The sequence below is a fragment of the Caulobacter sp. GW821-FHT12F03 genome (assembly GCF_058806855.1).
This window is the reverse complement of sequence record NZ_JBXAQC010000003.1, coordinates 1-25,418: the sequence shown is the minus strand read 5'-3', so window position 1 is coordinate 25,418 and position 25,418 is coordinate 1. Positions and strand designations below refer to the sequence as shown.

Annotated in this window: 24 protein-coding genes; 15 read left to right on the top strand and 9 right to left on the bottom strand. The window is 70.5% G+C overall.

Annotation, left to right across the window (positions count from 1 at the left end; all coding sequences use genetic code 11):
• Window positions 1-19 precede the first annotated feature (19 nt).
• Window positions 20-2,455: a penicillin-binding protein 1A gene (locus AC1RN0_RS08645; RefSeq protein ID WP_492787039.1), complete on the bottom strand. Its 2,436-nt coding sequence runs from the start codon at window positions 2,453-2,455 to the stop codon at window positions 20-22.
• 56 nt (window positions 2,456-2,511) lie between these two features.
• The gene (locus AC1RN0_RS08640; RefSeq protein ID WP_492787038.1) at window positions 2,512-3,708 is read right to left on the bottom strand and encodes an N-acetylmuramoyl-L-alanine amidase family protein; all 1,197 of its coding nucleotides are present in this window, start codon (window positions 3,706-3,708) and stop codon (window positions 2,512-2,514) included.
• Window positions 3,709-4,164: 456 nt separating this feature from the next.
• On the opposite strand from AC1RN0_RS08640, the gene AC1RN0_RS08635 reads away from it, so the two are divergent.
• Genes AC1RN0_RS08635 through AC1RN0_RS08625 form a run of 3 tightly spaced genes read left to right on the top strand, consistent with a single transcriptional unit; the run spans window position 4,165 to window position 9,166 of the window.
• Window positions 4,165-6,903: an Rne/Rng family ribonuclease gene (locus AC1RN0_RS08635; protein WP_492787037.1), complete on the top strand. Its 2,739-nt coding sequence runs from the start codon at window positions 4,165-4,167 to the stop codon at window positions 6,901-6,903.
• A 50-nt stretch (window positions 6,904-6,953) separates the two neighbouring features.
• Entirely contained in the window at window positions 6,954-8,363 is a 1,410-nt protein-coding gene (locus tag AC1RN0_RS08630) for a M48 family metalloprotease (RefSeq protein ID WP_492787036.1), read from the top strand.
• Window positions 8,364-8,416: 53 nt separating this feature from the next.
• Window positions 8,417-9,166 (top strand): DsbA family protein, encoded by a 750-nt coding sequence (locus AC1RN0_RS08625; protein ID WP_492787035.1) that lies wholly within the window; start codon window positions 8,417-8,419, stop codon window positions 9,164-9,166.
• Here the strand turns inward: AC1RN0_RS08625 and AC1RN0_RS08620 are convergent.
• Both AC1RN0_RS08620 and AC1RN0_RS08615 read right to left on the bottom strand, forming a co-directional pair.
• The gene (locus tag AC1RN0_RS08620; protein WP_492787034.1) at window positions 9,163-10,836 is read right to left on the bottom strand and encodes a hypothetical protein; all 1,674 of its coding nucleotides are present in this window, start codon (window positions 10,834-10,836) and stop codon (window positions 9,163-9,165) included. The two genes, AC1RN0_RS08625 and AC1RN0_RS08620, sit on opposite strands and share 4 nt — an antisense overlap.
• A 110-nt stretch (window positions 10,837-10,946) precedes the next feature.
• A complete protein-coding gene (locus AC1RN0_RS08615; protein ID WP_492787033.1) occupies window positions 10,947-11,738 on the bottom strand; it encodes a thiazole synthase in 792 nt (263 codons plus the stop codon).
• 132 nt (window positions 11,739-11,870) lie between these two features.
• Here AC1RN0_RS08615 and AC1RN0_RS08610 point away from each other — a divergent pair, with 132 nt between their 5' ends.
• From AC1RN0_RS08610 to AC1RN0_RS08595, 4 genes are all read left to right on the top strand, one after another.
• On the top strand, window positions 11,871-12,584 hold the full coding sequence (locus tag AC1RN0_RS08610) for a response regulator transcription factor (RefSeq protein WP_492787032.1): 714 nt from the start codon (window positions 11,871-11,873) through the stop codon (window positions 12,582-12,584).
• Window positions 12,581-14,170, top strand: a complete 1,590-nt coding sequence (locus tag AC1RN0_RS08605; RefSeq protein WP_492787031.1) for a sensor histidine kinase — start codon at window positions 12,581-12,583, stop codon at window positions 14,168-14,170. The genes AC1RN0_RS08610 and AC1RN0_RS08605 overlap by 4 nt, the downstream gene beginning before the upstream one ends.
• Before the next feature lie 251 nt (window positions 14,171-14,421).
• Window positions 14,422-14,625, top strand: coding sequence for a hypothetical protein (locus AC1RN0_RS08600; protein WP_492787030.1), 204 nt, complete (start codon window positions 14,422-14,424; stop codon window positions 14,623-14,625).
• Between the two features lie 86 nt (window positions 14,626-14,711).
• Complete coding sequence (locus AC1RN0_RS08595; RefSeq protein ID WP_492787029.1) at window positions 14,712-15,059, top strand: hypothetical protein; 348 nt, start codon at window positions 14,712-14,714, stop codon at window positions 15,057-15,059.
• 174 nt (window positions 15,060-15,233) lie between these two features.
• Here the strand turns inward: AC1RN0_RS08595 and AC1RN0_RS08590 are convergent, their stop codons facing one another.
• Entirely contained in the window at window positions 15,234-15,485 is a 252-nt protein-coding gene (locus AC1RN0_RS08590; protein ID WP_492787028.1) for a hypothetical protein, read from the bottom strand.
• A 198-nt stretch (window positions 15,486-15,683) separates the two neighbouring features.
• Window positions 15,684-15,896, bottom strand: coding sequence for a cold-shock protein (locus AC1RN0_RS08585; RefSeq protein ID WP_488900339.1), 213 nt, complete (start codon window positions 15,894-15,896; stop codon window positions 15,684-15,686).
• 330 nt (window positions 15,897-16,226) lie between these two features.
• On the opposite strand from AC1RN0_RS08585, the gene AC1RN0_RS08580 reads away from it, so the two are divergent.
• Window positions 16,227-16,880 (top strand): hypothetical protein, encoded by a 654-nt coding sequence (locus AC1RN0_RS08580; RefSeq protein ID WP_492787027.1) that lies wholly within the window; start codon window positions 16,227-16,229, stop codon window positions 16,878-16,880.
• Here AC1RN0_RS08580 and thiS read toward each other — a convergent pair whose 3' ends face one another.
• Entirely contained in the window at window positions 16,881-17,081 is a 201-nt protein-coding gene (gene thiS / locus AC1RN0_RS08575) for a sulfur carrier protein ThiS (protein ID WP_492787026.1), read from the bottom strand.
• 66 nt (window positions 17,082-17,147) lie between these two features.
• Between thiS and AC1RN0_RS08570 the strand changes: the two genes are divergently transcribed.
• The 4 genes from AC1RN0_RS08570 to aat are packed head-to-tail and all read left to right on the top strand — an operon-like array spanning window position 17,148 to window position 20,160.
• Window positions 17,148-17,603, top strand: coding sequence for a type II 3-dehydroquinate dehydratase (locus AC1RN0_RS08570; RefSeq protein ID WP_492787025.1), 456 nt, complete (start codon window positions 17,148-17,150; stop codon window positions 17,601-17,603).
• Window positions 17,604-17,625: 22 nt separating this feature from the next.
• On the top strand, window positions 17,626-18,147 hold the full coding sequence (gene accB / locus AC1RN0_RS08565; RefSeq protein WP_492787024.1) for an acetyl-CoA carboxylase biotin carboxyl carrier protein: 522 nt from the start codon (window positions 17,626-17,628) through the stop codon (window positions 18,145-18,147).
• 9 nt (window positions 18,148-18,156) lie between these two features.
• A complete protein-coding gene (gene accC, locus AC1RN0_RS08560) occupies window positions 18,157-19,500 on the top strand; it encodes an acetyl-CoA carboxylase biotin carboxylase subunit (protein ID WP_492787023.1) in 1,344 nt (447 codons plus the stop codon).
• 9 nt (window positions 19,501-19,509) lie between these two features.
• Window positions 19,510-20,160, top strand: a complete 651-nt coding sequence (gene aat, locus AC1RN0_RS08555) for a leucyl/phenylalanyl-tRNA--protein transferase (protein WP_492787022.1) — start codon at window positions 19,510-19,512, stop codon at window positions 20,158-20,160.
• Here the strand turns inward: aat and AC1RN0_RS08550 are convergent.
• Window positions 20,124-20,723 (bottom strand): DUF2155 domain-containing protein, encoded by a 600-nt coding sequence (locus AC1RN0_RS08550; RefSeq protein WP_492787021.1) that lies wholly within the window; start codon window positions 20,721-20,723, stop codon window positions 20,124-20,126. The two genes, aat and AC1RN0_RS08550, sit on opposite strands and share 37 nt — an antisense overlap.
• Window positions 20,724-20,730: 7 nt before the next feature.
• Window positions 20,731-21,126: an NADH:ubiquinone oxidoreductase subunit NDUFA12 gene (locus AC1RN0_RS08545; RefSeq protein WP_492787020.1), complete on the bottom strand. Its 396-nt coding sequence runs from the start codon at window positions 21,124-21,126 to the stop codon at window positions 20,731-20,733.
• Window positions 21,127-21,318: 192 nt separating this feature from the next.
• Here AC1RN0_RS08545 and AC1RN0_RS08540 point away from each other — a divergent pair, with 192 nt between their 5' ends.
• The 3 genes from AC1RN0_RS08540 to AC1RN0_RS08530 all read left to right on the top strand — a co-directional run.
• On the top strand, window positions 21,319-23,832 hold the full coding sequence (locus AC1RN0_RS08540) for a TSCPD domain-containing protein (protein ID WP_492787019.1): 2,514 nt from the start codon (window positions 21,319-21,321) through the stop codon (window positions 23,830-23,832).
• Window positions 23,833-23,989: 157 nt separating this feature from the next.
• Window positions 23,990-24,478 carry a pentapeptide repeat-containing protein gene (locus tag AC1RN0_RS08535; protein WP_492787500.1) on the top strand — a complete coding sequence of 163 codons (489 nt, stop codon included), beginning with the start codon at window positions 23,990-23,992 and terminating at the stop codon, window positions 24,476-24,478.
• A gap of 98 nt (window positions 24,479-24,576) precedes the next feature.
• The coding region (locus tag AC1RN0_RS08530; protein ID WP_492787018.1) for a pentapeptide repeat-containing protein at window positions 24,577-25,418 on the top strand (842 nt) is incomplete at its 3' end.

Below are 25,418 nucleotides of genomic sequence, written 5' to 3'. Positions count from 1 at the left end.
CCTTACCCCGCGCGTCGCCTCAATACAATCCCGTCAGGTCGTCGGGGATCTTGGGTTTCGGCGGCGGTTTGGGGGCCGCCGGCGGCTGGTCGCTGTTGAGCTGTCCGCCGGGCCAGGCGTTCTGGTAGTTGACCGGGCCGGCGGCGTTGACCGGGGCCACGGGGCCGACCGGCCCGCGCGGCTCGGTGCCGGGCCGGAAGGCCTCGCGCTGGCCGCCGACCATGGCGAACTTGGCCGTCTTCGGCGGCTTGAAGTCCTGCACCGGCACGCCCTTGATGGCTTCCTGCATGAAGTCGACGAACACCGGCAGGGCCGAGACCCCGCCCGCCTCGCCCTCGCCGAGGGAGCGGTTGTCGTCGAAGCCGATGAACACCCCGACGACGATCTGCGGCGTGAAGCCGACGAACCAGGCGCTGCGGTATTCGTTGGTCGTGCCGGTCTTGCCGCCCACGGGCCGGCCGAGCACCAGGGCCTGGGTGGCCGTGCCGCGCTGGACCACGCCCTGCAGCATGGAGGAGATCTGGTAGGCGGTGACCGGGTCGATGATCTGTTCGCCGGCCGTGGCGATGCGCGGGCTCTCCTCGCCGCCGAAGCCGGCCGAGCAGCGCGGGCAGTCGCGCTTGTCGGCGCGGTAGATGACCTGCCCTTCCCGGTCCTCGACCAGTTCGATCAGGTGCGGCTCGACGCGGCGGCCGCCGTTGACGAAGGCGGTGTAAGCGGCCGTCAGCCGGAACGGCGTGGTCTCGCCCGCGCCCAGCGCCATGGCCAGCACCGGCTCCATGGAGCGGACGATGCCGAACTTCACGCACAGGTCGGCGATCTTCTTCATGCCCACGCCCTGCGCCAGCCGCACGGTCATGGCGTTGCGCGACAGCTCCAGGCCGCGCCGCAGGGGCATCGAGCCGTAGTACTTCTTGTTGTAGTTCTCGGGCGTCCAGTCCTCGCCGTTGACCGCGCCCTTGAGCACGATCTGGGCGTCGGTGACGTAGCTGGCCGGGGTGAAGCCGCCGTCGGGCTCCAGGGCCGCCGCATAGACGAACGGCTTGATGGCCGAGCCGGGCTGGCGCATCGCCTGAGTGGCGCGGTTGAAGCTCGACAGCGAGAAGGAATATCCACCGACCATGGCCAGCACGCGGCCGGTGTGCGGCTCCATGGCGACCAGCGCCCCGTTGACCGCCGGCACCTGCTTCAGGCGATAGACGCCCGAGGCCGTCGGCTCGACGAACACCAGGTCGCCGACCTTGAGACCCTTGCCGGCCTTGGCCCAGGCGACGTCTTCACCGGCCAGCGGGCCCGGTCCGTAGTCTTTGGCCGGCTGCACCCGCACGCCGCCGGTGACGCTGGTCACCACGGCGACCCGCCAGTCGCGACGTTCGGCCGGCGCGGTCTTCTTGGCCGCGGCCTTTTCCCAGCCCGGCGCCATGTCGGTTGTGCCCCACGCCCCGCGCCAGCCGTGGCGGCGGTCGTAGTTCTCCAGCCCGTCCATCAGCGCCACCCGGGCCGCCGTCTGCAGGCGCGGGTCGAGCGTGGTGCGCATGTAGTAGCCGCCCTCGCTCAGGCGCGGGCCCAGCGTGACCATGCCGCGGCGGCGAACCTCCTCGACGAAATAGTCCGCGTCCCGGTACTTCGCCCGCGACGGCGCGGCCTGGACCTTGAGGTCCTCCTTCATGGCCGCCTCGGCGTCGGCCCGGCTGACCCAGCCCATCTCGGCCATCTGGCCCAGCACCCAGTTTCGGCGGCCGATCGCATTCGCCTTGCGCCGGATCGGATGGTAGTTGTCCGGCCCCTTGGCCAGCGACGCCAGATAGGCGCATTCGGCCAGGGTCAGGTCCGAGACCGGCTTGCCGAAGTAGTTGTAGGCGGCGGCCCCGACCCCGAACGAGCGATAGCCCAGCCAGATTTCGTTCAGATAGAGCTCGAGGATCCGGTCCTTGGTCAGCGTCTGTTCGAGTCGCCGGGCGAGAATCGCTTCCTTCAGCTTGCGGCCGACCGTGGCGTCGCTGGTCAGCAGGACGTTCTTGGCCACCTGCTGGGTGATCGTCGAGCCGCCTTCGAGACGGCGTCCCTGAATGGCGTTGAGCACATTCTTGATCATCGCCCGCGACAGACCCTGCACGTCGACGCCGCTGTGCTGGAAGAAGTTGTGGTCCTCGGCGGCGAGGAAGGCCTGCACCAGACGGGGCGGAATCTGGTCGTAGGGGATGAAAATCCGCCGTTCGCGCGAGAATTCGCCGATCAGGGTGCCGTCCCAGGCATAGACCCGCGTCGCGGTCGGCGGCCGGTAATCGGTCAGGTCGCCGGCGTCCGGCATGTCGTGGAACAGCCACGCGGCATAGATCGCCAGCGTGAACCCGGCCACGGCGATGAGGCTGAGCACGCTCACGCCGACGATGGCCACCCATCGTTCGGGCGGCTCTTCAAACGGCCAAAGTCGCAGTAGGGCCTTCTCAAGCATGGGCCTGCTTAGCCTGACTGAAGCCGGGCGCCAACGGCTCCCGCATCAGACAGTCGCTAACTGCTGGCGGTCTTCACCTGACGGGCGAACCAGGCGTCCACGGCGTCGCCCACGGCGTCCATAAGCCTTTTGCGGCTGGCGGAACTGGTCAGCTGCCGCTCGTCGTCGGGATTGTTGATGAAGCCCATTTCGAGCAGCACGGCCGGCACGTCGGGGGCCAGCAGCACCATCAGATTTCCGTCGCGGTGGCTGCGGCGCAACAGGGTGGTCTCGTCGGCGATGTGATCGAGCAGCAGGCCGGCGAACTCGGCCGACCGGTTGCGCGTCGAGCGCTGGGTCAGGTCGAGGATGATCTCGCCCACCGTGCGGTCGGCTCCGGGGAAGCTGACCGGCATCAGCCAGTCATCCTTGCGCAGCACCTTGGTCACGCGGCTCTCGCCCCGTTCGGACAGGGTGTAGACGCTCGCTCCGCGCATCGAGGTCGTCGGCCCCGAATCGGCATGCAGCGAGATGAACAGGTCGGCGTCGGCCGACCGGGCGATCTGCACCCGGCTCTCGAGCGGAATATAGTCGTCGGTCGAGCGGGTCAGGACCACGCGATAGCGGCCGGTGCGCTCAAGCCTGGCCTTCAGCGCCTTGGCCGCGGCCAGGGTGACATCCTTCTCGTGCGCCGAGACGCCGGGCGCGCCCGGGTCCTTGCCGCCGTGACCGGCGTCGATGACCACCACGCGCTGGCCGCCGCGACTCGGCGCCCGCGCGGCCACCACCGGCGCGACGGGCGCGGGACGGGCCGACGGGCCGGTGTTCGAGGCGGCGTTCTTCGCCTTCAGGTCGATGACATAGCGATAGGTCGAGACGCCGTCGCCGGGCGGCAGCAGGAAGCGCCGGTGCACCTCGGCGCCGCGCGCCAGCTCGATGTTCAGCTTCACCGCGGTGGCGCCGCGCTCGACGTTCCAGCGCCGCACGAGCCCCTGCCCGCCGCCGCTGAGATTGCTGGCCGTGTCGATGCGCGGCAGGGCCACGACGATCGTGCCGTCGCTGCCGTCCTGCACCAGCTTGCCGGTCACCGAACGGTCGAGGTCGAGGACGATGCGGGTCTCGATCTGGTCGCCGCCGAGGCGGACCTTCAGCAGGCCGCTGCTGGACGAACCGCGGGCGACGCCGCCCAGCGACAGAACCGCCAGACTCAGGCAGACCAGGAAGGCGAAGCCCCTCCATCCCGCCAGAAATCCACCGGTCGCCAACGCCCGCATTCTACGCCCCAAACATCGCTTTGCGATTGATCGTCCATCATCGCACCGGGCGGGTATCGAATTGGTTAAGGCTTTACCTACAACGCCGGTTTGCGACCTGACCCGCGACGCCGGTTTGCGACCGGCGATTGCGACGAGCTTTCCTTTTGAGTCCGGATAGGGCTAAGGTCGCCTGGCGCGCCGGTTCCCGCGAGTGACGGGGATTCTCCGCGCACGAGACACTTCAAGGCCGTGCGTCCGGCCCTTCGCCTCACGGTGAAACGACGCGACCCTCTGACCCCGCGCCCATCCTGGCGCGACAAGGACATTTCCTCATGGGCTGCGCACACGCCCTGGCCTGGCATTCGCCCCTTCGCACCGCCGATCGCGGCGCGTTGGACGGTCATACGGAGCGCGCCTTCACATCATGCCGGCGACCGGGCCAAAGGCCCGCCGCGCGCCGGGGAGACACTTTCAATGACCAAGAAAATGCTTATCGACGCCGCCCACCCGGAGGAAACCCGGGTCGTCGTCGTGGACGGAAACCGGGTTGAAGAGTTCGATTTCGAAAGCCAGTCCAAGAAACAGCTTCGCGGGAACATCTATCTCGCCAAGGTGACCCGGGTGGAGCCCAGCCTGCAGGCGGCCTTCATCGAGTACGGCGGCAACCGCCACGGCTTCCTGGCCTTCAACGAAATCCACCCGGACTACTACCAGATCCCCCTCGCCGACCGCGAAGCGCTGATGCGCGCCCAGGCCGAGGATGACGACGAGCCCGAGACGCGCGGCCGCGGCCGTTCGGCCGCCTCGTCGTCGGAGAACGACGACGACGACGATCACGAGGTCTCGGAAGACGAAGACGACGTGATGGACGAGGAGGTGGCCCGTCGCCGCCGCCGTCTGATGCGCAACTACAAGATCCAGGAAGTGATCCGCCGCCGGCAGATCATGCTGGTGCAGGTCGTCAAGGAAGAGCGCGGCAACAAGGGCGCGGCCCTGACCACCTACCTGTCGCTGGCCGGCCGCTACGGCGTCCTGATGCCCAACACCGCTCGCGGCGGCGGCATCAGCCGCAAGATCACCACCGTCACCGACCGCAAGAAGCTCAAGGGCATCGTGCAGAGCCTGGAAGTGCCCAAGGGCATGGGCCTGATCGTTCGCACGGCCGGCGCCAAGCGCACCAAGACCGAGATCAAGCGCGACTACGACTATCTGCTGCGCGCCTGGGAGAACATCCGCGAGACGACGCTGCACTCGATCGCTCCCGCGCTGATCTACGAGGAAGAAGACCTCGTGAAGCGCGCCATCCGCGACCTGTTCGACAAGGACATCGACGGGGTCTGGGTCGAGGGCGAGCGCGGCTACAAGGACGCGCGCGACTTCATGCGCATGCTGATGCCCTCGCAGGCCAAGAAGGTTCAGCTGTACCGCGAGCCGACGCCGCTGTTCGTGGCGCACAAGGTCGAGGGCCACCTCTCGCAGATCTACACCCCGGTCGTGCCGCTGAAGTCCGGCGGCTACCTGGTGATCAACCAGACCGAGGCGCTGGTCGCCATCGACGTCAACTCCGGCAAGTCGACCAAGGAGCGGAACGTCGAGGCCACGGCCCTCAAGACCAACCTGGAAGCCGCCGAGGAAGCCGCCCGCCAGCTGCGCCTGCGCGACCTGGCCGGCCTGGTGGTCATCGACTTCATCGACATGGATGAGTCGAAGAACAACCGTGCGGTCGAGAAGAAGCTCAAGGACGCCCTCAAGGACGACCGCGCCCGCATCCAGATGGGCAAGATCAGCTCGTTCGGCCTGATGGAAATCAGCCGCCAGCGTCGCCGCAGCGGCGTGCTGGAAGGCACGACCCACGTCTGCGAACACTGCGCCGGCACGGGCCGGGTCCGCTCGACCGAGTCCAGCGCCCTGTCGGCGCTGCGTGCGGTGGAGATGGAAGCCCTGCAGGGCGGCGGCGAGGTGACGCTGAGGGTGTCGCCGGCCGTTGGCCTCTACATCCTCAACGAAAAGCGCGCCTACCTGATCCGCGTGCACCAGACCCACCATCTGTTCGTCACCGTGCAGATCGACGCCGGCCTCGGCGAGGCCGACCACGAGATCGAGCGCACGGCCAGCGGCGAGCGGTCGCTGCACGACCTGGAGCCGGTGGCCTCGACGATCGGCCGCGTCGCCTACGATCCGGAAGACGACCTGCTGGATGACGGCGCCGACTTCGAGGACGAGGAAGACGAAGACGAGGAAGAGGAAGAGGCCGAGGAGAACGAAGGCGGCCTGTCCGACGACGACGAGGACGAAGACGCCGCCGCCCCGGCCCGCGAAGCCCGCGCGCCGCGCGAGGACGGCGAGGCCGGCGAGAACGGCGGCCGTCACGGCCGCAGCCGTCGCCGTCGCCGTCGCGGCGGTCGCCGTGAAGACGGCGAGGGCGCCGAAGCCGGCGCGGCCGTCCAGGCCCCTGCCCCGGCCCGTGACGACGAGGACGCCGAGGGCGCCGAGGGCGAGGCCCAGCGCCGCCGCCGTCGCGGCCGTCGCGGCGGTCGCCGCATGCGCGACGACGCCCGTCCGCAGGACGGCTTCTCCTGGACCCGTCCGCGTGTCCCGTTCGGCGACGATCCCTTCGTCTGGCACGACCCGGCGACCCTGGCCGAAGGCGGCGCGTCCGCCCCGACCGGCGACGCCCGTCCGCCGCGCCGCGAACCGGCGCCCCGGCCTGAAGCCTCCCCTGTCGTCGAGGCCGCGCCTGTCGCCGCCGCGGCCGCCGGGCCGGAGGAAGAGATCTGGGTCGAACTGCCGGTGGAGCCGGAAGCCGGCAAGCGCCGCGCCCGCAAGCCGCGCGGCGGCAAGGCCGCCGCCGCGGTCGCCGAAGCGCCGGTTGAAACGGTGACCGAGGTCGTCGCCGAGCCGGCCGCCGAGGCCCCCGCCGCCCCGGCCGTCGAGGTCGCGCCCGAACCGGAAGCCGCCCCGGCCGCCAAACCCCGCTCGCGTTCGCGCGCCAAGGCCAGGCCCCCGGTCGAGGCCGAGGCTGAAGCTCCGGCCGCCGCCGAACCGGTCGCCGAAGCCGCGCCCGAACCCGCTCCGGAGCCGGCGCCCGAACCCGCGCCGGAACCGGTCGTGGAATCTGTCGCGTCAACGCCGGCCGCCATTGTTCAGCCCGATCCGGCTGAGATTGTCGCGCCGCCCGAGAAGCCCAAACGGGGCTGGTGGCGTCGCGGCTGACCGGCCGATACAGTCATGACGCGCGGGGGCGCGACGGAGAGTTTTGAGGCATGACCTCCCCGATCCGGAAGCCTTTGAGGACCCTGGGCGTCATCACCGCCATGACGGCGGTGATGATGACCCAGGTCGCCCCGGCCTGGGCCCAGTCGGCCCAGCGCGGTCCGACCCTGCTGCGCGACACGGAAATCGAGGAAATCCTCCACCACGAGGCTGACCCGATCTTCCGCGCCGCGGGCCTGCACCCGGAGGATGTCCGCATCCTCCTGATCGGCGACCCGACGCTGAACGCCTTCGCCACCCAGGGTCAGCAACTGGGTCTGCACACCGGCCTGATCCTCGAGGCCGAAAATCCCAACGAGCTCAAGGGCGTCATCGCCCACGAGACCGGCCACATCGCCGGCGGCCACCCGATCCGCTCGGGCGAACTGACCCGGGCCGGCATCAAGCCGATGCTGCTGACCATGGGGCTGGGCGTGCTGGCGCTGTTCGCCGGCGCGCCGGACGCCGGGGCGATGCTGCTGGCCAACTCGCAGTATTTCGGCGCCCTCGGGGCGCTGGGCTACAGCCGCGAGCAGGAAGGCCGCGCCGACCAGGCCGCGGTCGGCTTCCTCGAGAAGACCGGCCAGTCGGGCAAGGGCCTGGTCGAGTTCTTCGACAAGTTCCGCTACCAGGAGGTCTTCTCCCAGGACCGCCGCTTCCCCTACTTCCGCAGCCACCCGCTGTCGTCGCAGCGCATCGAGCTGCTGCGCAGCCGCGTCGAGGCCCAGCCGAGCTACGGCGCCGTCGACAAACCTGAAGACATCCTCGAATTCCAGATCATGAAGGCCAAGATCGATGGCTTCGTGAATCCCCAGGTCTCGCTGACCAAATACAAGGAAAGCGACACCAGCTATCCGGCCCGCTACGCCCGGGCCATCGCCTACTACCAGACCAAGGACCCGGACCGGGCCCTGAAGCTGATCGACGCCATGCTCGTCGACCAGCCGAACAATCCCTACCTCTGGGAGCTCAAGGGCCAGATCCTGTTTGAGTTCGGCCGCGTGGCCGAGGCCGAGGAGCCGCAGCGCAGGTCGGTCGCGCTGAAGCCGGACGCCGCCCTGCTGCGCATCAACCTCGGCCAGACCCTGATCAACCTCAACGACGCGAAGAAGCGCGACGAAGGCATCGCCGAGCTCAAGCGCGTGACCCTGCTCGAAACCGACAACGCCGAAGCCTGGCGTCTGCTGGCGATGGCCTACGAGGCGCGCGGCGACGAGGGCCTGGCCCGGCTGGCCACGGCCGAGCAGTACTTCGCCATGGGAGCCCTCGGGGAATCGCGCAACTTCGCGGTCCGCGCCCGCGAGATGTTCGACCGCAGCTCGGTCGAGTGGTTGCGGGCGACCGACATCGTCATGGCCTCCAACCCCTCCGACCAGGATATGCGCGCCCTGTCCGACGAGGGGTCCGCTTCCCGTCGTTGACGGGCGGCGAGGTTCGCCCCATCTGCACCGCCTGACCCGCCGGAGTTCTCCTGATGCGCCTGTTGCTGATCGCCGCCCTCGCCCTGCTGACGGCGTCCTGCGGGCCCCGCCCCGAGGCGAAAGTCGATCCGGCGTTCGGCCAGAAGGTCCGCGCCTATCTGCTGGCCAATCCCGAGATCCTCATCGAGGTCAGCAACGCGCTCAAGACCAAGCAGGCGCGCGAGTCGCTCGGCGCCTACCGCACGCAGCTTGAAAACGACCCGCGCGACCGCGTGCTCAATCCGGACGGCAAGATCACCGTCGTCGAGCTGTTCGACTACAACTGCGGCTACTGCAAGCTGGTCGCGCCGCAGGTCCTCGAACTGGCCCGCACCCACCCGCAGGTCCGCTTCGTGTTCAAGGACATGGTCATCTTCGGCGAGACCAGCGAGTTCGCCGCCGCCGCGGCCGCCCTGGCCACGACGCCCGAGCAGTACATCGCCCTGCACCGCGACTTCATGGCCGCCAAGCCGCTCAACGACGCCGTCGCCGCGCGGATCATGGCCGCCCACGGCATCACGCCGGCCGCCGCCCGCGCCGAACAGGCCAGCGCCGCGCGCAAACGCTATCTGCAGGACGTGCATGCCATCGCTAATGGCCTGGCCATCGAGGGCACGCCGGCCTTCATCGTCGGCGACACCCTGATCCCCGGCGCCGATCCGGAGGCCCTGAAGGCCGCCATCGCCGCGGAACTGCGGCGCAAGCCAGGCGGGGCCCAGCAGACCTCGGCCGCGCCGCGCCCGCCGGCCGGAACCGCCAGCTAGATCCCGCTGAGGCTCAGGCCCTCGACGGCCGCGCCGCTCCAGCCCGCCTTCGCGCGCGCCAGGGCGTCGGCCGCCGCGGCCTGGTGGCCCAGCGCCGCCTCGGCCCGCGACAGCACCACCAGGGTCATCGGATCCTTCGGCCACTTGGCCAGCACGGCGTTGGCCTCGGCCAGCGCCTGATCGGGCTTGCCGCCGGCCAGCAGGGCGGCCGCCAGGCTGCGCCGCGCCGGATACCACCAGATCGGCGGGTCGCCGCCGAAGCCGAACACCTTCTCCTGCTTCGCCGCCGCCTTGCGGAACGCCGCCGCGGCGTCACCGTAGCGGCCTTCGAGCATGGCCGCCCGGCCCAGCAGGGTTTCCCGGGCGATCAGCACCAGCGTCGGCACGGTCGCGCCGCCGCCCTTGTAGCCGGCCATCTCCTTGGCCGTCGGGGTCAGGGCCGCGGCCTCGGCCAGCACGCCCCTGGCGTCGCCCTTGCGCGCCAGCGCCTCCCCCCGGCCGTAGCGCCACATGGCCCGCACCAGCGGCAGCCGGTCGCCCGGCCCGGCCATGGCCAGCACCTGGTCGGGATCGCCGTAGCGGCCCCGCGCGAACCAGCCGGCGCCGGCGCTGGCCTGCATCCACGGCTGCTTCTCGGCCATCTCGGCCGGCACGCCGGTGTAGAGATCGGCGATCGACAGTGCCGCCTCGGCGTCGCCGGCCATCATCGCCCCGCCGACGGCGAAGCGCACGTTGTGGCCGTAGTAGGGGATCTTCCAGCCGGTCGTCGCCCCGTCGGCCTTCATCCGCTGGGTGTCGACGGCGATGGCCGCCAGGTTGACCCGGCCCGCCTCCCGGTAGCGTCCGACCCGGTAATAGGTGTGCGACGGCATGTGGATCAGGTGGCTGGCCGCCGGCGCCAGCCGGCCCAGCTTGTCGGCATAGGGTTCGGCCTTGCCGCCCACGCCGATCCATTCGCTGGAGTGGATGTAGAAGTGGATCGCGCCGACATGGTCGGGCGTGCGCGCCAGCACCCGTTCGAGCAGCGCATCGGCTTCGCGCACCCGCGCCGTCTTGCCTGTGTCCATCAGCGCTTCGGCGGCCAGCACCTGCAGCGCGTCGTCGTCGGGCCAGGTCGCGGCGGTCGCCACCATCTCGGCGGCGAAGGCCGCGTCGCCGCCGGCGCGCTGGTAGCGCCGGACCATGGCGGCCAGCAGCCGCTTCTCCTTCGCGGTCGCCGCGCTTCCCAGTTGCTGCGCCTTGATCGCCAGCGTCAGGGCCCTGGCCCGCTCGTCCGCGCTGATGCCGTAGTTGATCGTCGGCCCCTCGGCGAAGGCCTGGCCCCAGACGCACATCGCGCAGGCCGGATCCAGCCGCGCGGCCTCCTTGAAGGCGGCCTTGGCGTCGTCGTGGGCGAAGGCCTGGGCCAGCTGGACGCCGTAGCTGAACCACCGCTGGGCCTCGGCATTGCCGGTGCTGATCGTGAAGCCGCCGTTGCCGAAGCCCGGAAGCAGCTTCGGCGGCGCCTCGGCCACGGCCGGCGCCGACCCGCCGGAACTGTCGGCCTCGTTGCCGCAGATCGTCGACACGGTCAGGGCGTCGATGACCTGCTCGTCGGCCGATCGCGACGGCTCGGCGAGACCGATGACGAATCCCGCTACGGCGACGCCGGCGAACAGTCCAATACGCATGTGAGACCCCTGTGCTGACCGGAGGCTAGCAGAGGTCAGACCGGGCGCAATCCAAAGAACGGGACTCTGCGGACCGATAATCCCGGGACATCACGGGACAAACCGCGACTCTAGATCAGCCCCGCCAGCGGCGAACTCGGGTCGGCGTACATCCGGCGGGCCATGCGGCCGGCGAGGTAGGAGTCCCGCCCGGCCATCACGGCGTACTTCATGGCGCGGGCCATGCGGATCGGGTCCCTGGCCTCGGCGATGGCGGTGTTCATCAGGATGCCGTCGCAGCCCAGCTCCATGCCGATGGTCGCGTCCGAGGCCGTGCCGACCCCGGCGTCGACCAGCACCGGCACCTTCGACTGCTCGACGATCAGCCGGATGTTGACCTTGTTCTGGATGCCGAGGCCCGAGCCGATCGGCGCGCCCAGCGGCATGATGGCGGCGGCGCCGGCCTCCTCCAGCTTGCGGGCGTAGACGATGTCATCGGTGCAGTAGACCATGACATCAAAGCCCTCCTTCACCAGCAGTTTCAACGCCTTGAGCGTCTCTTCCATGTCCGGGTAGAGGGTCTTGGGGTCGCTCAGCACCTCGAGCTTGACCAGCGACCAGTCGCCGGCCTCACGCGCCAGACGCAGGGTCCGCACCGCCTCCTCGCCGGTGAAACAGCCGGCGGTGTTGGGCAGGTAGGTGAAGCGGTCCGGCCGAACATAGTCCATCAGCAGCGGCTGGCTGGGGTCGGAGATGTTCACCCGGCGCACGGCCACGGTGACGATCTCGGCCCCGGCCGCCTCGGCGGCGGCGGCGTTGGTGGCGTAGTCCTTGTACTTCCCGGTGCCGACGATCAGGCGCGAGGTGAAGGTGCGGCCGGCGACGGTCCAGCTGTCGGCGGCGGGGGTCAGGGTCTCGGTCATGGCGGCGGTTTACGACGTGTCGGGCCCGGCGAGAAGAACGCGGACGCATCTGCACCAAATCTGCATCACAGCCGTTCGCCCCCTGCACCCCTCCCCCGTTGACCCGGCGCGGCGTCGGCGGATGATGCGGCCATGACCCGTTCGATCCTGATCGTCGATGACGACCCCCACATCCGCCAGCTGCTGGCCTTCGCCCTGACCAAGGCGGGTCTGGAAGCGCGCGAGGCCGAGGACGGCGAGGCGGCCCTTGCCGCGGTCGCCGCCAACGTGCCGGACCTGGTCATCCTCGACATCAACATGCCGCGCCTGAACGGGCTGGAGGTCTGTCGCCGGCTGCGGGCCCAGGGCGACCTGCCGATCCTGTTCCTGTCCTCGCGCGACGACGAGATCGACCGGGTGCTGGGCATCGAGCTCGGGGCCGACGACTATGTGGTCAAGCCGTTCAGCCCCCGCGAGGTCACCGCGCGGGTCCAGGCGATCCTGCGCCGCGCCGGCGGCCGGGCCGCCCCGGCTGCCGCCGGCGACGACGAGGCGGCCATCGTGCGCGGCCGGCTGACCCTCAACACCGACGGCTGGACCGCCCTGTGGGACGACCGCGAGGCGGCCCTTACGGTCACCGAGTTCGGCATCCTGCGCACCCTCGCCTCCACCCCGACCAAGGTGTTCAGCCGCGACGCCATCATCGACCGGCTGCATGGTCCGGGCTTCGCCATCACCGACCGGACCATCGACAGCCATGTGCGCAACCTGCGCGGCAAGTTCACCGCGCTCGGCGGCCACGATGTGATCGAGACGCGCGCGGGCGTCGGCTACCGGTTGGGAGCCTGCACCGGCCAGGCCTCGTGATCGCGACGGTCCGCACCGTCGTCAAACGGGTCTGGCCGCGGCTGAAGCTGCGGACCATCCTGCTGTCGGTGCTGCTGGGCGTGGCCGCCCTGCCCGTCGCCGGGGCGGTGTTCCTGCGCGTTTACGAGAACACCCTGGTGCGCCAGACCGAGGTCGAGCTCGTGTCCCAGGGCGCCGCCCTGACCGCCGCCGCCGCCGCCCTCTGGCCCGGCGCGACGCCGCCGGCCGCGCCGCCGGACAAGACCGCGCCCGGCTACTACACCCCCGAGCACACGACCATCGACCTCAGCCGCTCGCCGGTGCTGCCGGCGCGGCCTGCGGCGGCCCGCGGCGGCCCGCCGGCCGATCCGGCCGCCGTGGCGGCGCTGCCGGCCCTGCGGCGGGTGATCGACGAGACCACCCGCACGACCCTCGCCTCGGTCGTCGTGCTCGACCGCAACGGCGTGGTCGTCCAGGGCCTCGGCCGGGGCGGCAGCCTGCGCCGACTGCCGGAGGTCGCCGCCGCCCTGCGCGGCGAGACCCGCACGGTGCTGCGCCGCCAGTCCGACTACCGCCCGCGCTACTCGTTCGAGTGGCTCAGCCGCGCCTCGGGCATCCGCCTGCACCATACCCGGCCGATCGTCGTCGACGGCAGGGTCGAGGGCGTGCTGCTGCTGTCGCGCTCGCCCCGCGCGCTGTTCGGCGGGCTCTACGAGGACCGTGGCAAGTTCCTCGCCGGCCTGGCCGGGCTGATCCTGATCCTGGTGCTGCTGTCGGGCCTGATCGCCGGCGGCATCACCCGGCCGATCATGGCCCTCAGCCGCGCCTCGCGCGACGTGGCCGCCGGGGTCGGCGACATCCCCGACACCCCGGCGACCGCGGCCATCGAGATCCGCCAGCTGTACGAGGACTTCCGCGCCATGGCCGAGGCCATCGCCCGCCGGTCCCGCTACCTGCGCGACTTCGCCGCCGCCGTCAGCCACGAGTTCAAGACGCCGCTGGCCGGCATCGGCGGGGCCGTCGAGCTGCTGCAGGACCACGGCGAGACGATGAAGCCGGAGGAGCGCGCCCGCTTCCTCGCCAACATCGCCGCCGACAACGCCCGCCTGACCCAGCTGGTCACCCGGCTGCTCGATCTGGCCCGGGCCGACATGGCCCAGCCGGGCACGGGCCAGGCCGTGGAGGTCGGCGAGATCGTCCATCGCATGGTCGACGCGCTCGGCGGCTCGACCCTGGCCATCGAGGCCAGCCTGCCCGACGCCCTGCCCGCCGTGGCCGTCCCGGCCGAGGCGATCGAGACGGTGCTGACGGTGCTGCTGGAAAACAGCCGCCTCATCGGGGCGACCCGGGCCTGGGTCTCGGCGACGGCCGACGCCGCGGCGGTGACCCTGACCGTGTCCGACGACGGCCCGGGCGTGGCGGAGGCCGACCGCGACCGCCTGTTCGAGCCCTTCTTCACCAGCCGTCGCGCGGCCGGCGGCACGGGCCTCGGCCTGCCCATCGCCCGCTCCCTGCTGGCCGCCAGCCACGGCCGGATCACCCTCGCCCCCTCCGCCGGCGGCGCGCGGTTCGAGGTGGTGCTGCCGGTGGCGGAGGTGGGTGGCTGAGGCCTGGGGACCAGGGGCCAGGAGCTAGGGAGTAGGGGCTAGGGATTAGGGGCTAGGGGTTTAGGGGTTAGAGATGACTGGGGACTTCGCCTGCGCATGTCCCTTGCTAGCCCCTAGCCCCTAGCCCCTACTCCCTAGCCCCTATCCCCTATCCCCTAGCCCCTAACCCCTTCCCTGCACCCCATCTCCACATCCCCTCCCTCACCGCTGCCCGCGGCCGGTCCAGCATCGGGCAAACAGGGAGATCCACCATGCAGCAGCCCGCGCCCGCCGAGACCGGCTACGCCATCGTCGTCCAGCCGGAAGCCGACCGCTGGTTGTGGGCGCTGATGGACCTGGACGCGGTGGTCACCGCCAGCGGCATGGCCGACAACCGCGACAGCGCCTGGAAGTGCGGAACCCTGGCCGCCGCGACGTTTGCCGCCCTGCACCGGGGAGCACGGCGCCGGGTGTGACCGTTAGCGCTGGCCGGACCGCTCCCGGCGGCGCATAATGGGGGCTCGTCGTGCGCCCGTCGGCCCGCTGCGTCCGGGAGATCCGATTGCCGCCGTCTGACAAGCCAGAACCGCCGAAAACCGCCAAGGGTCAGGGCTTCGGCTCCCGTCGCGGGAAGCGTTCGCTCAAACTGCTGAAAACGCTGCGCGGCGACGGAAGCCTGCTGGCCGCCGGCCGCACGATCGCCGTGGGCTACCAGATGGACCTCTACGCCGACGGCGACCGTCAGGTCGCCAGCGGATCGCTCGACGGGGACTTCGCCGGCATGGTGGAGGATCTCGAAGGCGGCGAGGCCACCCTCACCCAGGACAACGGCGTCCTCACGCCGGTCACCCTCGAAAACGTCGAGGACGACGGCGCCGAGTTCCAGGTCCGGTATTCGGACCAGGCCTGACAGCTGTACATGAAAGGATGCTCCCCCGCCGGGGGAGCTGTCAGGCCGGAGGCCTGACTGAGGGGGCTGCGCACTGGATGGCCCCCTTCACCATGTGGAGTTTATCCTCGGGCGCGCGCTGCGCGTTCCGGGGGCATGGTCCCCCCTCCCCCGCTGGGGGAGGAGCGCCGCAACCTAAGCCCCGAGGGCGCTGACCGTCACCTGGCCGACATCGACCTTCACGCCGAGGAAGCGCATCTCGCCGCCGACGAAGCTGATCTCTTCCATGGCCACGGTCGGGCTGCGCTTGAGCAGGGCCGCGTCGCGATGGGTCAGGTGCAGGGTCATGGCCGACAGGTCGGACCCGTTGTCGCCGGCCTCGGCGATGGCGCTGCGCAGCAGCAGGATCGTGTCGTGCTTGGGGACCGGACGGTTGGAGATGCTCATGATCGTCGCCTTTTTCCCCCGCAGCCCCATGAATGACGGGGCACTGGTCGGGCAGGACGGCGGATGGGCGAGTCGCCGGCAGGGCTCCCTTCAGGAGCGTCGCGCACAGTAGCACGAAGGGTTCCATGACAGGGGCACAAAAGAAAACGGGCCGGCGTGAGCCGACCCGTCATCCGTAACTGAATGAAGCTGAAAGCCTCAGTCGGCCGACGTCAGCTGGCCAGCGGACGTCTTGCCGCTGCGCTGGTCGCGCTCGAGCTCATAGTTGAGCTTCTGACCTTCATGGATGGAGCCGAGCGACGAACGCTCAACCGCCGAGATGTGGACGAACACGTCGCCGCCGCCCGCGTCAGGCGCGATGAAGCCGAAGCCCTTGGTCGCGTTGAACCACTTAACAGTACCGGTAGCCATAGTTTGTAGCCTTGTAGACATAAATTTCAGCCCGCGAGATGCGGCTGCCTGATCGTATTCTCAGAGGTTTTGGAAGGCTACTCCGGTCACCTCGTGATGAGGTTCCGAAACGGCTGGCCGCGCCAGATCGAACTTCGATTTATTCGGGGTCTCACGAAAACGCCTGTCCGACAAGCGATTATTTGAAATTCGCCGAATACAGCTGTTTGAAAACTGACGGAAAACCGGCGTATTTCGCGCTAGGTCACGCCTGCCGGCCACCCGTCGGAAGCCCTTGGCCTCCAATCCGCATGACGCTAGCCTGCGGTTGCACAGGCTTCGGAGGTCGCCGTGAAGGCGTTCGTGAAGACGTTGAAGGTCCTTGGGGCGTGGCTGCTGCGCTATCTGTGGCTGGCGCTGCCCATGATCATCGTGGCGGAACGGATCGCCAAATCGAACGACCCAGGGCGCGAGGCGATTTTCCAGGGCGCCTTCGTGGCCGCGATGGTGGCCGTCGTGGTTTTGCTGGAGCTGGCTTCCCGGTTCTTCAGGGCGCGCCTGTCGGAGCGCGCTCTCCGGGCGCTCGGCAGGGCGACGATCGGCGTGACGATCGCCGTGGGATGTCTGGCCTGGCTGTTGATGGTGTCGTTCGACAGCTGGTCGGAGATGATCGCGGCCTTCCGGTCGGGCGACGCCCCGCGGATTCTCATCGCCCGCGCCATGCCCGGCCTACAGGCGCTGGCGCCCCTCTATGTCGTGGGCGCCGCCGTGTGGCTGGTGGAAGCCCGGCTCAGGGGCGACGTCCGGCTGGCGGCCCGGATCGTCCTCGCAGCGCTGGTGACCTTCTCGGCCGTCGTGATTCTGCCCGCCGGCCTTAGTCATCAGGCCGGCCAGCCGCTGTTCGACCGGGGCATGGTGCTCGCCCTGGTGCTGTGGCTGGGCATGGTGCTTCCGGCGCTTGGCGTGTTCATCGCCTACCGCAGGATCGGCGACGGCCGGACCTGATCACCCACCGCCGATGAAGGTGACGATCTCGAATCGGTCGCCCTCGTGCACCGGGGTGGCCGCGTGCAGGCCGCGCGGGACGATCTCGAGGTTCTGTTCGACGGCCACCTTGCGGGTCTCAAGACCCAGCGCGGCCACGAGATCGGCGACGGTCGCGACCGCCTCGACTTCCCGCAGTTCGCCATTGATATACACGCGCATGACGCTGCAGCTTGTGACCCCGGCCCGGCGAAGATACAAGGGCCGCCGAAACGACGGCGGGGCCTGATGGCGAAACCGATCCATGTGCTGAGCGGACCCAACCTCAATCTTCTGGGGGTCCGTGAGCCTGAGATCTACGGACGAGAGACGCTGGCCGATATCCAGGCCCGCTGCGAAGCCCGGGCGAAAGGCCTCGGCTACTCGATCGTGTTCCGGCAATCCAACCACGAGGGCGAGCTCATCGACTGGGTCCAGCAGGCCCGGACCGAGGCGTGCGCCCTCGTCATCAACCCCGCGGGCTATGGTCACACTTCCGTGGCCCTGCTCGACGCGCTGAAGACTCTCGATATACCGATCATCGAATGTCATCTGTCGAACCCGGCGGCGCGTGAGACGTTTCGCAGGAAGACCTACGTGTCGCTGGCCGCCACCGGAATCGTTTCGGGCTTCGGGGCCAACAGCTACGAACTGGCGGTCGAGGCCGCCGCCGGCCTGATCGGCGCCCCCGGCGCCTCGGCCTGATCCGCAGACAAGGTAACGCTTCATGTCCACTCCCAAGGCCGCTCCCGAGTCCGGCGATCACCAGGCCATCGACACCCGCGTCGTGCGCAAGCTCGCCGACATCCTGCGCGACACCGATCTGACCGAGATCGAGGTCGAGCGCGGCGGTCTGAAAATCCGCGTCGCGCGCGAGGTGACGATGTCCGCGCCGGTGAGCGCCATGGTCCATGCCCCGGCGCCGGTGGCCATGGCCGCCGCCCCTGCGCCCGTCGCCGCCGCGCCCGCGCCCGCGCCCGTGGCTGACGCCGCCCCGGCCGCCCCGACGCACAACGGCGAGACGATCAAGTCGCCGATGGTCGGCACCATCTATCTGCAGCCGACCCCCGGCTCCGACCCGTTCGTCAAGGTTGGCCAGACCGTCACCCAGGGCCAGACCCTGCTGATCGTCGAAGCCATGAAGACCATGAACCCGATCCCGGCTCCGAAGGCCGGCAAGATCGTCGAGATCCTGGTGTCCGACGCCCAGCCCGTCGAGTTCGGCGAGCCGCTGGCGATCATCGAGTAGGCCAGAGCCGTGTTCGACAAGATCCTGATCGCCAACCGCGGCGAAATCGCCCTGCGGGTTCACCGCGCCTGCAAGGAGATGGGCATCGCCACCGTGGCGGTCCACTCCGAGGCCGACGCCAACGGCATGTGGGTCCGCCTGGCCGACGAAAGCGTCTGCATCGGCCCGGCTCCTGCGGCGAAGAGCTACCTGAACATCCCCTCGATCATCGCCGCCTGCGAGATCACCGGGGCCCAGGCGGTTCATCCCGGCTACGGCTTCCTGTCGGAGAACGCCCGCTTCGCCGAGATCGTCGGCGCGCACGGCTACACCTTCATCGGCCCCAAGCCGGAACACATCCGGATGATGGGCGACAAGATCACCGCCAAGCAGGCGGTCATGGCCGCCGGCATCCCCGTGGTGCCGGGCTCCGATGGGGCCCTGACCACCGAGGAGCAGGCCTTCGAGGCGGCCGACAAGATCGGCTTCCCGGTGCTGATCAAGGCCGCCGCCGGCGGCGGCGGACGCGGCATGAAGGTCGCCGAGACCCGTGAAGACCTGTCCGAGGCCGTCGCCACGGCCCAGGGCGAGGCCCGCGCGGCCTTCGGCGACGACGCCGTCTACATGGAGCGCTACCTCCAGACCCCGCGCCATATCGAGCTGCAGGTCATCGCCGACAGCTTCGGCAACGTGGTCCATCTGGGCGAACGCGACTGCTCGCTGCAGCGTCGCCACCAGAAGGTGCTGGAAGAAGCCCCCTCCCCGGCCCTGACGCCGGCCGAACGCTCCGCCATCGGCAAGGTGGTCGTCGACGCCATCCGGGCCATCGGCTACCTCGGCGTCGGCACGATCGAGTTCCTGTGGGAAAAGGGCGAATTCTTCTTCATCGAGATGAACACCCGCCTGCAGGTCGAGCACCCGGTCACCGAGGCCATCACCGGCATCGACCTGGTCCGCGAACAGATCCGCATCGCCGCCGGCCTGCCGCTCAGCTTTACCCAGGACGACGTTGTCTTCGAAGGCCACGCCATCGAGTGCCGCATCAACGCCGAGAACGCCCGCACCTTCGCGCCGTCGCCCGGCACCATCAACGGCTTCCACGCCCCCGGCGGCCTCGGCGTGCGGCTCGATAGCGCCCTCTACGACGGCTATTCGATCCCGCCCTACTACGACAGCCTGATCGGCAAGCTGATCGTCCACGGCCGCGACCGCGCCGAGTGCATCGCCCGTACCCAGCGCTGCCTGAACGAGATGGTCGTCAGCGGCGTCGACACGACGATCCCGCTGTTCCAGGACCTTCTGCAGCAGGAAGACATCCGCAACGGCGACTACAACATCCACTGGCTAGAACAGTGGATCAAAGCCCAAGGGTAGCCGGGTCCAGTGGCCGACGACGCCTTCGACCTTGAAGAGCTCGTCGCCTGCTACCGGCGCGGCGTCTTCCCGATGGCCGACGCCCGCGAGGACGAGCGGGTCTTCCTGATCGATCCGCAGCGACGCGGCGTGATCCCGCTGGACGGCTTCCACGTCTCTTCGCGGCTGGCCCGCACGGTGCGGTCCGGCCGCTTCCTGGTCAGCGTCGACACCGACTTCGCCGGCGTGGTCGAGGCCTGCGCCGCCTCGCGGCCGGGCCGACCTGAAACCTGGATCAACCATCCCATCCAGCGGCTCTACGAGGCGCTGCACCGGGCCGGGCGGGCCCACAGCGTCGAATGCCGGCTGGACGGCGCGCTGGTCGGCGGCCTCTACGGCGTGTCACTGGGCGGCGCCTTCTTCGGCGAGAGCATGTTCAGCACGGCCCGCGACGCCAGCAAGGTGGCGCTGGTGCATCTGGTCGGCCGGCTGATCGTCGGCGGCTACCGGCTGCTCGACACCCAGTTCATGACCGAGCATCTGGCGCAGTTCGGCGCCGTCGAGATTCCGCGCGCGGCCTATCGCCGGAAACTGGCGGAGGCGCTGGCGGTGGAAGCCGACTTCTACCGCTTCAGCGAGTCAGGTCAAGGCGCCCTGCAGGCGATCAGCCAGGCGTCGTAGACCGGGTGCTGCAACGGGTTGAGGCCCGGCGAGGCGGCCGACATCCACCCGCGGAACACCTGCTTTGGCGGCGGCGGCGCGCGGCCGGTCAGCGACTTGGGCTGCGAGTCGATGGTCATGTAGGCCATCGAGTCCGGCGTATCCTCGTCCGGGGCCGTGGTCTCACAGGCGCGCACGGTGAACACGAGGGTCTTGTAGCGGATCGGCTGGCCGATCGGCGCCTCGAAGCGCAGCGTCTCGGCGGTGACCTTGTCGATCGCCTGGATGATGGCCGCGCCGGAGCGGGTGCGACGCGTCGGATCGGCCGGCTTCTCGACGGCTTGCGACTTGGGCTTGCTGCTGGTGGCCGGGGTCTCGGCCGTGGTCGGCGCGGTCTCGGTCTTGGGCGGCGGAACCTGCAGTCCGGGCGGCGGCTCTTCCGAGGCCGGCGGCGCCTCGGCCCCGGGGGTCGCGGCGGGCGGCGGCGCGGTCGGGGGCCCGGGCGGCGTCGCCTGACGCGCCTGAACGAGCCCGGCCGCGCCCGCGAGGGACAGCGCCGCCAGCAGGGGAAGGGTCAGCCGCATCGGGACGCTACTCGGGCGTCCAGGGCAGGTAGTCGCCGGTGGCGCGGTCGCGCTCGCCGCCCTGGGCGATCGAGCCCTTGGGCCGCCAGGCGTGGACGGTGCCGGTCAGGTTGGGACGGTGGTCCTTTTCCCACGACCGGCGGGGCAGCGGATCGATGGTCGGCGGCTCGTCGAAGGTGTAGCGCAGCCAGCCGTGCCAGTCGGGCGGCACCTTCGAGGCCTCGGCGTAGCCGTTGTAGATCACCCAGCGGCGCTTGCGGTTGTCGTAGCTGTCGCGGTTGTCCCTGGCCTCGAAGTAGCGGTTGCCCAGTTCGTCCTGGCCGACAAACACGCCGCGGCGGCCGATGTGGAACTTCTGGCCGATCGTGGCGCCGTTCCACCAGGTGAAGATCGCTTTGAGCACGCGCAAATCCGCTGAAGACAAGGGTTTGAGGTCGGGCGGACCATAGCGGGGCGCACCGGCCGCGTCCAGCGCTCCGCCGACGCCCCGCGACGCAACATCTTGTGGATGACCGGCCCGCGACACGCCATATCTATTGCCCCTGCCCGACCTGCTCTTTAGCCTTGCGCCAGGGTGCAGTGGAGAGTCGGGTCGATGCGTTTCGCCAAGCGGCTGGCAAAGGTCGCCGCGCCGGAAGTCGAGCTTCGTACGGTCGAGACGGCGGACGCCCTCACCGGCGTGCTGGCGCCGCGCGGATGGACCAGCGCCCGGGTCGAGGCCTGGCTGGACTGGGCCGAGTCCATCGCCCCGCACGCCGCCGACCGGGACCGTGACGGCGCGGCCCTGCTGGCCGGCGGCCCCGCCCACTTCACCAACGCCCTCACCGCCCGCGCGGCCCAGCGCAAGATTCTCGATCGCCGCCCTGACCTGCTGGCCTTCGAGGCGGAGTTGACCGCCGTCCTGCTGGGCGGGATCGCCGCCTTCGGCCGCGCCCGCCAGATCTTCGCCGACGGCCCGCTGCTCTCGGTCGGCGAGCCGGCCTTCCGCGTCGCCGCCGACCGGCTGGCGGCCGAATGCCTCGGACAAGGCCTCGCCGAGCGGTCAGCCGAGACCCTGGCCCTTCGGCTCAACGCCATTTCCGACGCCGTGCGCCGCTGCGAGGGGGATCCGGCCGCCTGCGCCGACCCGGCCGGCAATCCGGCCCTCGCCCGCGCCGCCCACGCCGCTCGCCTCGCCGGCGCCGATGACGCGGCCATCGCCGACGCCATCGCGCTGGGCTTCGTCGGCGAGGACGCCGGCCACGCCCTGCTCGAGCTCGCCCCGCCGCCGCTGATGCTGGCCATCGCCGCGGCCGGCGCGGACCCATCGCGGGCGGCGATGCTGGCCTGGCGCACCGGCCGGCTGGCGCTGGCCCGCGACGCGACGACCGCGGAACGGCTGCGCGACCACGCGGCCGGCCCCTGCGCGGCGGTCCATGTCGGCGACCTCGGCCCGGACGACCTGACCGCCGCCGTGCGCGTCGCGGGCCTCGCCCTGAAACTGTCCGTCGAGGCCGGCGAGACGCCCCGCCTGACCCTGGCCGGCGTCGCCGAGCGGCTGATGGCAGGAGGTCTCGCCTGGTCGACCGACGCGGCCCGCGACGCCGCGGCCAGCCTCTGGCGCCTGGCGGTCGAGGCCGCCCGCGCGCTGGACGCCGAGACGCCGGACCTTCCCCGCCTGACGGTGGCACCGTTCGGCGACGCCGACCTGTCCCTCCGCCTCGGCGGCGTCAGCCTCGGCGCCGCGCCGGTCCCCGGCGTGGTCGTCAACGCCGAGACCGCCGACGGCGAGATTATCCCCGTGCTGTCCGACGCGGCGCTGCGCGGCCTGACCACCCTCGGCGCCGATCTGGACGCCGCCCGGCTCTATGCGCTCGGCGCCGGCACGCTGGAGGATGCGCCCGGCGTCGGTCACGCCGAACTGCACGCGCTCGGCCTGACCGACCATGAGATCAGCGCGGCCGAAAGCCACCTGCCGTTCGTCACCGGCCTGGCCCAGGCCTTCACCCCGGCCATCCTCGGCGCCGGCTTCGTCTGCGACGTGCTCGGCGCGCCGGCCGAGGCGCTGCAGGACGCGGCCTTCGACACCCTGGGCTTCGCCGGCTTCTCGGCCGACCAGATCGCCGCCGCCGAGCGTCACGCCCTGGGCGCAGGCGCCCTGACCGGCCACGCGGCGCTGGACGCCGGCCAGCAGGCCGTGTTCGCCCCGCCATCCCTCGCCGACCGGCTGGCCATGGCCGCCGCCGTCGAGGTCGTCGCCGACCAGCCCGGCCTGACCGACATCACCCTGCCGTTCGACGCGACGCCGGCCGACGCCCTCGCGGCGGTCGCCCTTGGCGCGGCGTCGGGCGTCGGCGCGGTCCACGTCCGTCGGGAGGCGGCCCCGGCGGGTTTCGCCCTCGCCCTCCCCGAGCCGGAAGCTCCGAAGGCCGCGCGCCCCGAGACCATCATCGAGGAGCGCATCGTCGAGCGCCGCGTCGAGGTCGAGATCGAACGCGCGCGCCGCAAGCTGCCCGATCGCCGCAAGGGCTACATCCAGAAGGCGGCCGTGGGCGGTCACAAGGTCTATCTGCACACCGGCGAGTACGACGACGGCGAGCTCGGCGAGATCTTCATCGACATGCACAAGGAAGGCGCCGCCTTCCGCAGCCTGATGAACAACTTCGCCATCGCCATCTCGATCGGCCTGCAGTACGGCGTGCCGCTGGACGAGTTCGTCGACGCCTTCGTGTTCACCCGCTTCGAACCGGCCGGGCCGGTGACGGGCAATGACTCGGTCAAGTCCGCGACCTCGATCCTCGACTATGTGTTCCGCGAGCTGGGCGTCAGCTATCTCGGCCGCCACGACCTCGCCAATGCCGAGGGCGAAGCCCTCAACGCCGACGGCCTCGGCCGCGGCAAGGCCGACGACGCCGCCCTCGCCTTCCAGGAAGAGCCCCAGCCGGCCTCGAAGTTCATCTCGAAGGGCTTCGCGCGCGGCTCGGCGCCGGACAATCTGGTCTTCCTGCCGTTCAGCGGCCGCAAGGCCGAACTGTCCGACGAACTGCAGCAGCGCGCGGCCGGCGTCTGCCCGGCCTGCGGCGACCTCGCCGTCATCGGCGGCGTCTGCGGGGCGTGCGGGGCCAGCTAGGGACTAGGGGCTAGGGGCTAGGTTCGAACAGCGCACGCCGCTGAGGCCGCGCCTACCCTCGGCTAACCCCTAACCCCTGGCCCCTTCGTCAGGTCATCTGGTCTTAAGCTTGCACGGTTAAGGGAAATCCGACGTCCAACGGAGCATCCGTGCCGTGATGAGACCCTTCGCCGCCCTTGGCCTGCTGGCCGCTCTCGCCGCCACGCCTGCGCTCGCACAGGACGCGGGCCAGATCGCGCGCGTTCAGGGCGGCGCCAGCTGCCCGCGCTGCAACCTGTTCCAGGCCGAGCTGTCGAACCGCACGCTCAAGGGCCTGAACCTGTCGGGCTCGCGGCTGCGCCAGGCCGACCTCAGCCTGTCGGTGATGAACCGGACCAGCTTCGCGGGCGCGGACCTGCGCGACGTCAACGCCTATGGCGGGGTGTTCTCCAGCGCGAGCTTCGCCGGGGCCAACCTGACCAACGCCACCTTCGTCGGCGCCTTTCTGCAGGGGGCCGCCTTCCGGGGCGCGACCCTGGCCGGCGCCAACTTCTCCGGCGCCGAGATGAGCCGGGCGACCGGCCTGACCCAGGGCCAACTGAATCGCGCCTGCGGGGACGAGGCGACCACCCTGCCAGCCGGCCTGCGCATCCCCGCCTGTCGTTAAACCCAAGTCATTACCGCGATTTAAGTGGTCTTGCTGGCCTTGGCGCGGCAAACCCGATAGCGAACAGGCTCCCGCAGAGCCGCAGACCCCGACGGTCCATGACCCGTTTCGCGATCGCCTTTTCCAGTCTCGTCCTCGCCAGCCTCGGCCTGGTCGGACACGCCAGCGCCGTGACGGACGACCGTGACGTCGCCCGTCTGGTCTCCTTCGGCGGCGCCTGCGGCAAATGCGATCTTTCCGGACGCCGGCTGACCGGGGCCAAGTTCGCCGGCGCGGCCTTCGCCGACGCCAGCTTTGTCGGCAGCGACCTGCGCGGCGCGACCTTCATGGGCTCGAATTTCCAGCGCGCCCGCCTCAACGGCGCCGACCTGCGCGGCGCGATGATCGCCGGCAGCGACTTCAGCGCCGCGGACTTCGGCGGCGCCCGGCTGGACGGCCTGGAAGGGCCGGCCGTCAACTTCATGCGGGCCAATTTCGCCGGCGCGACCCTGACCGGGGCCGAGCTGCCCGGGGCCAACCTGATGTTCGCCAACCTGACCCAGGCGCGGCTCGACGGCGCGGAGCTGCCGCGCGCCCGGCTGCTGCACGTCAATGGCCAGGGGGCGAACTTCGCCTCGGCCGAACTGGACGGCGCGATCCTCAGCGACTCGCGCTTCGACGGGGCCTCGTTCAAGGGCGCTTCGCTGGAGCGGGCGATCCTCACCGGCGCCAGCTTCGAGGGCGCGGATTTCCGGGGCGCGGACCTGGACGGCGCGGTGCTCATCGGCGCGGTGCTGACCGGCGCGCGGGGCCTGCGGCAGGAGCAGCTCGACGATGCCTGCGGCGACGAGCGGACCCGGTTGCCGGCCGGCCTGCGGGTCAAGGCCTGCCGCGGCGTGATCGTCATCCGCACGCCGCGCGCGCCGCCGGCGCCGCCCGCGCCGCCGGCCCGGGTCACCCC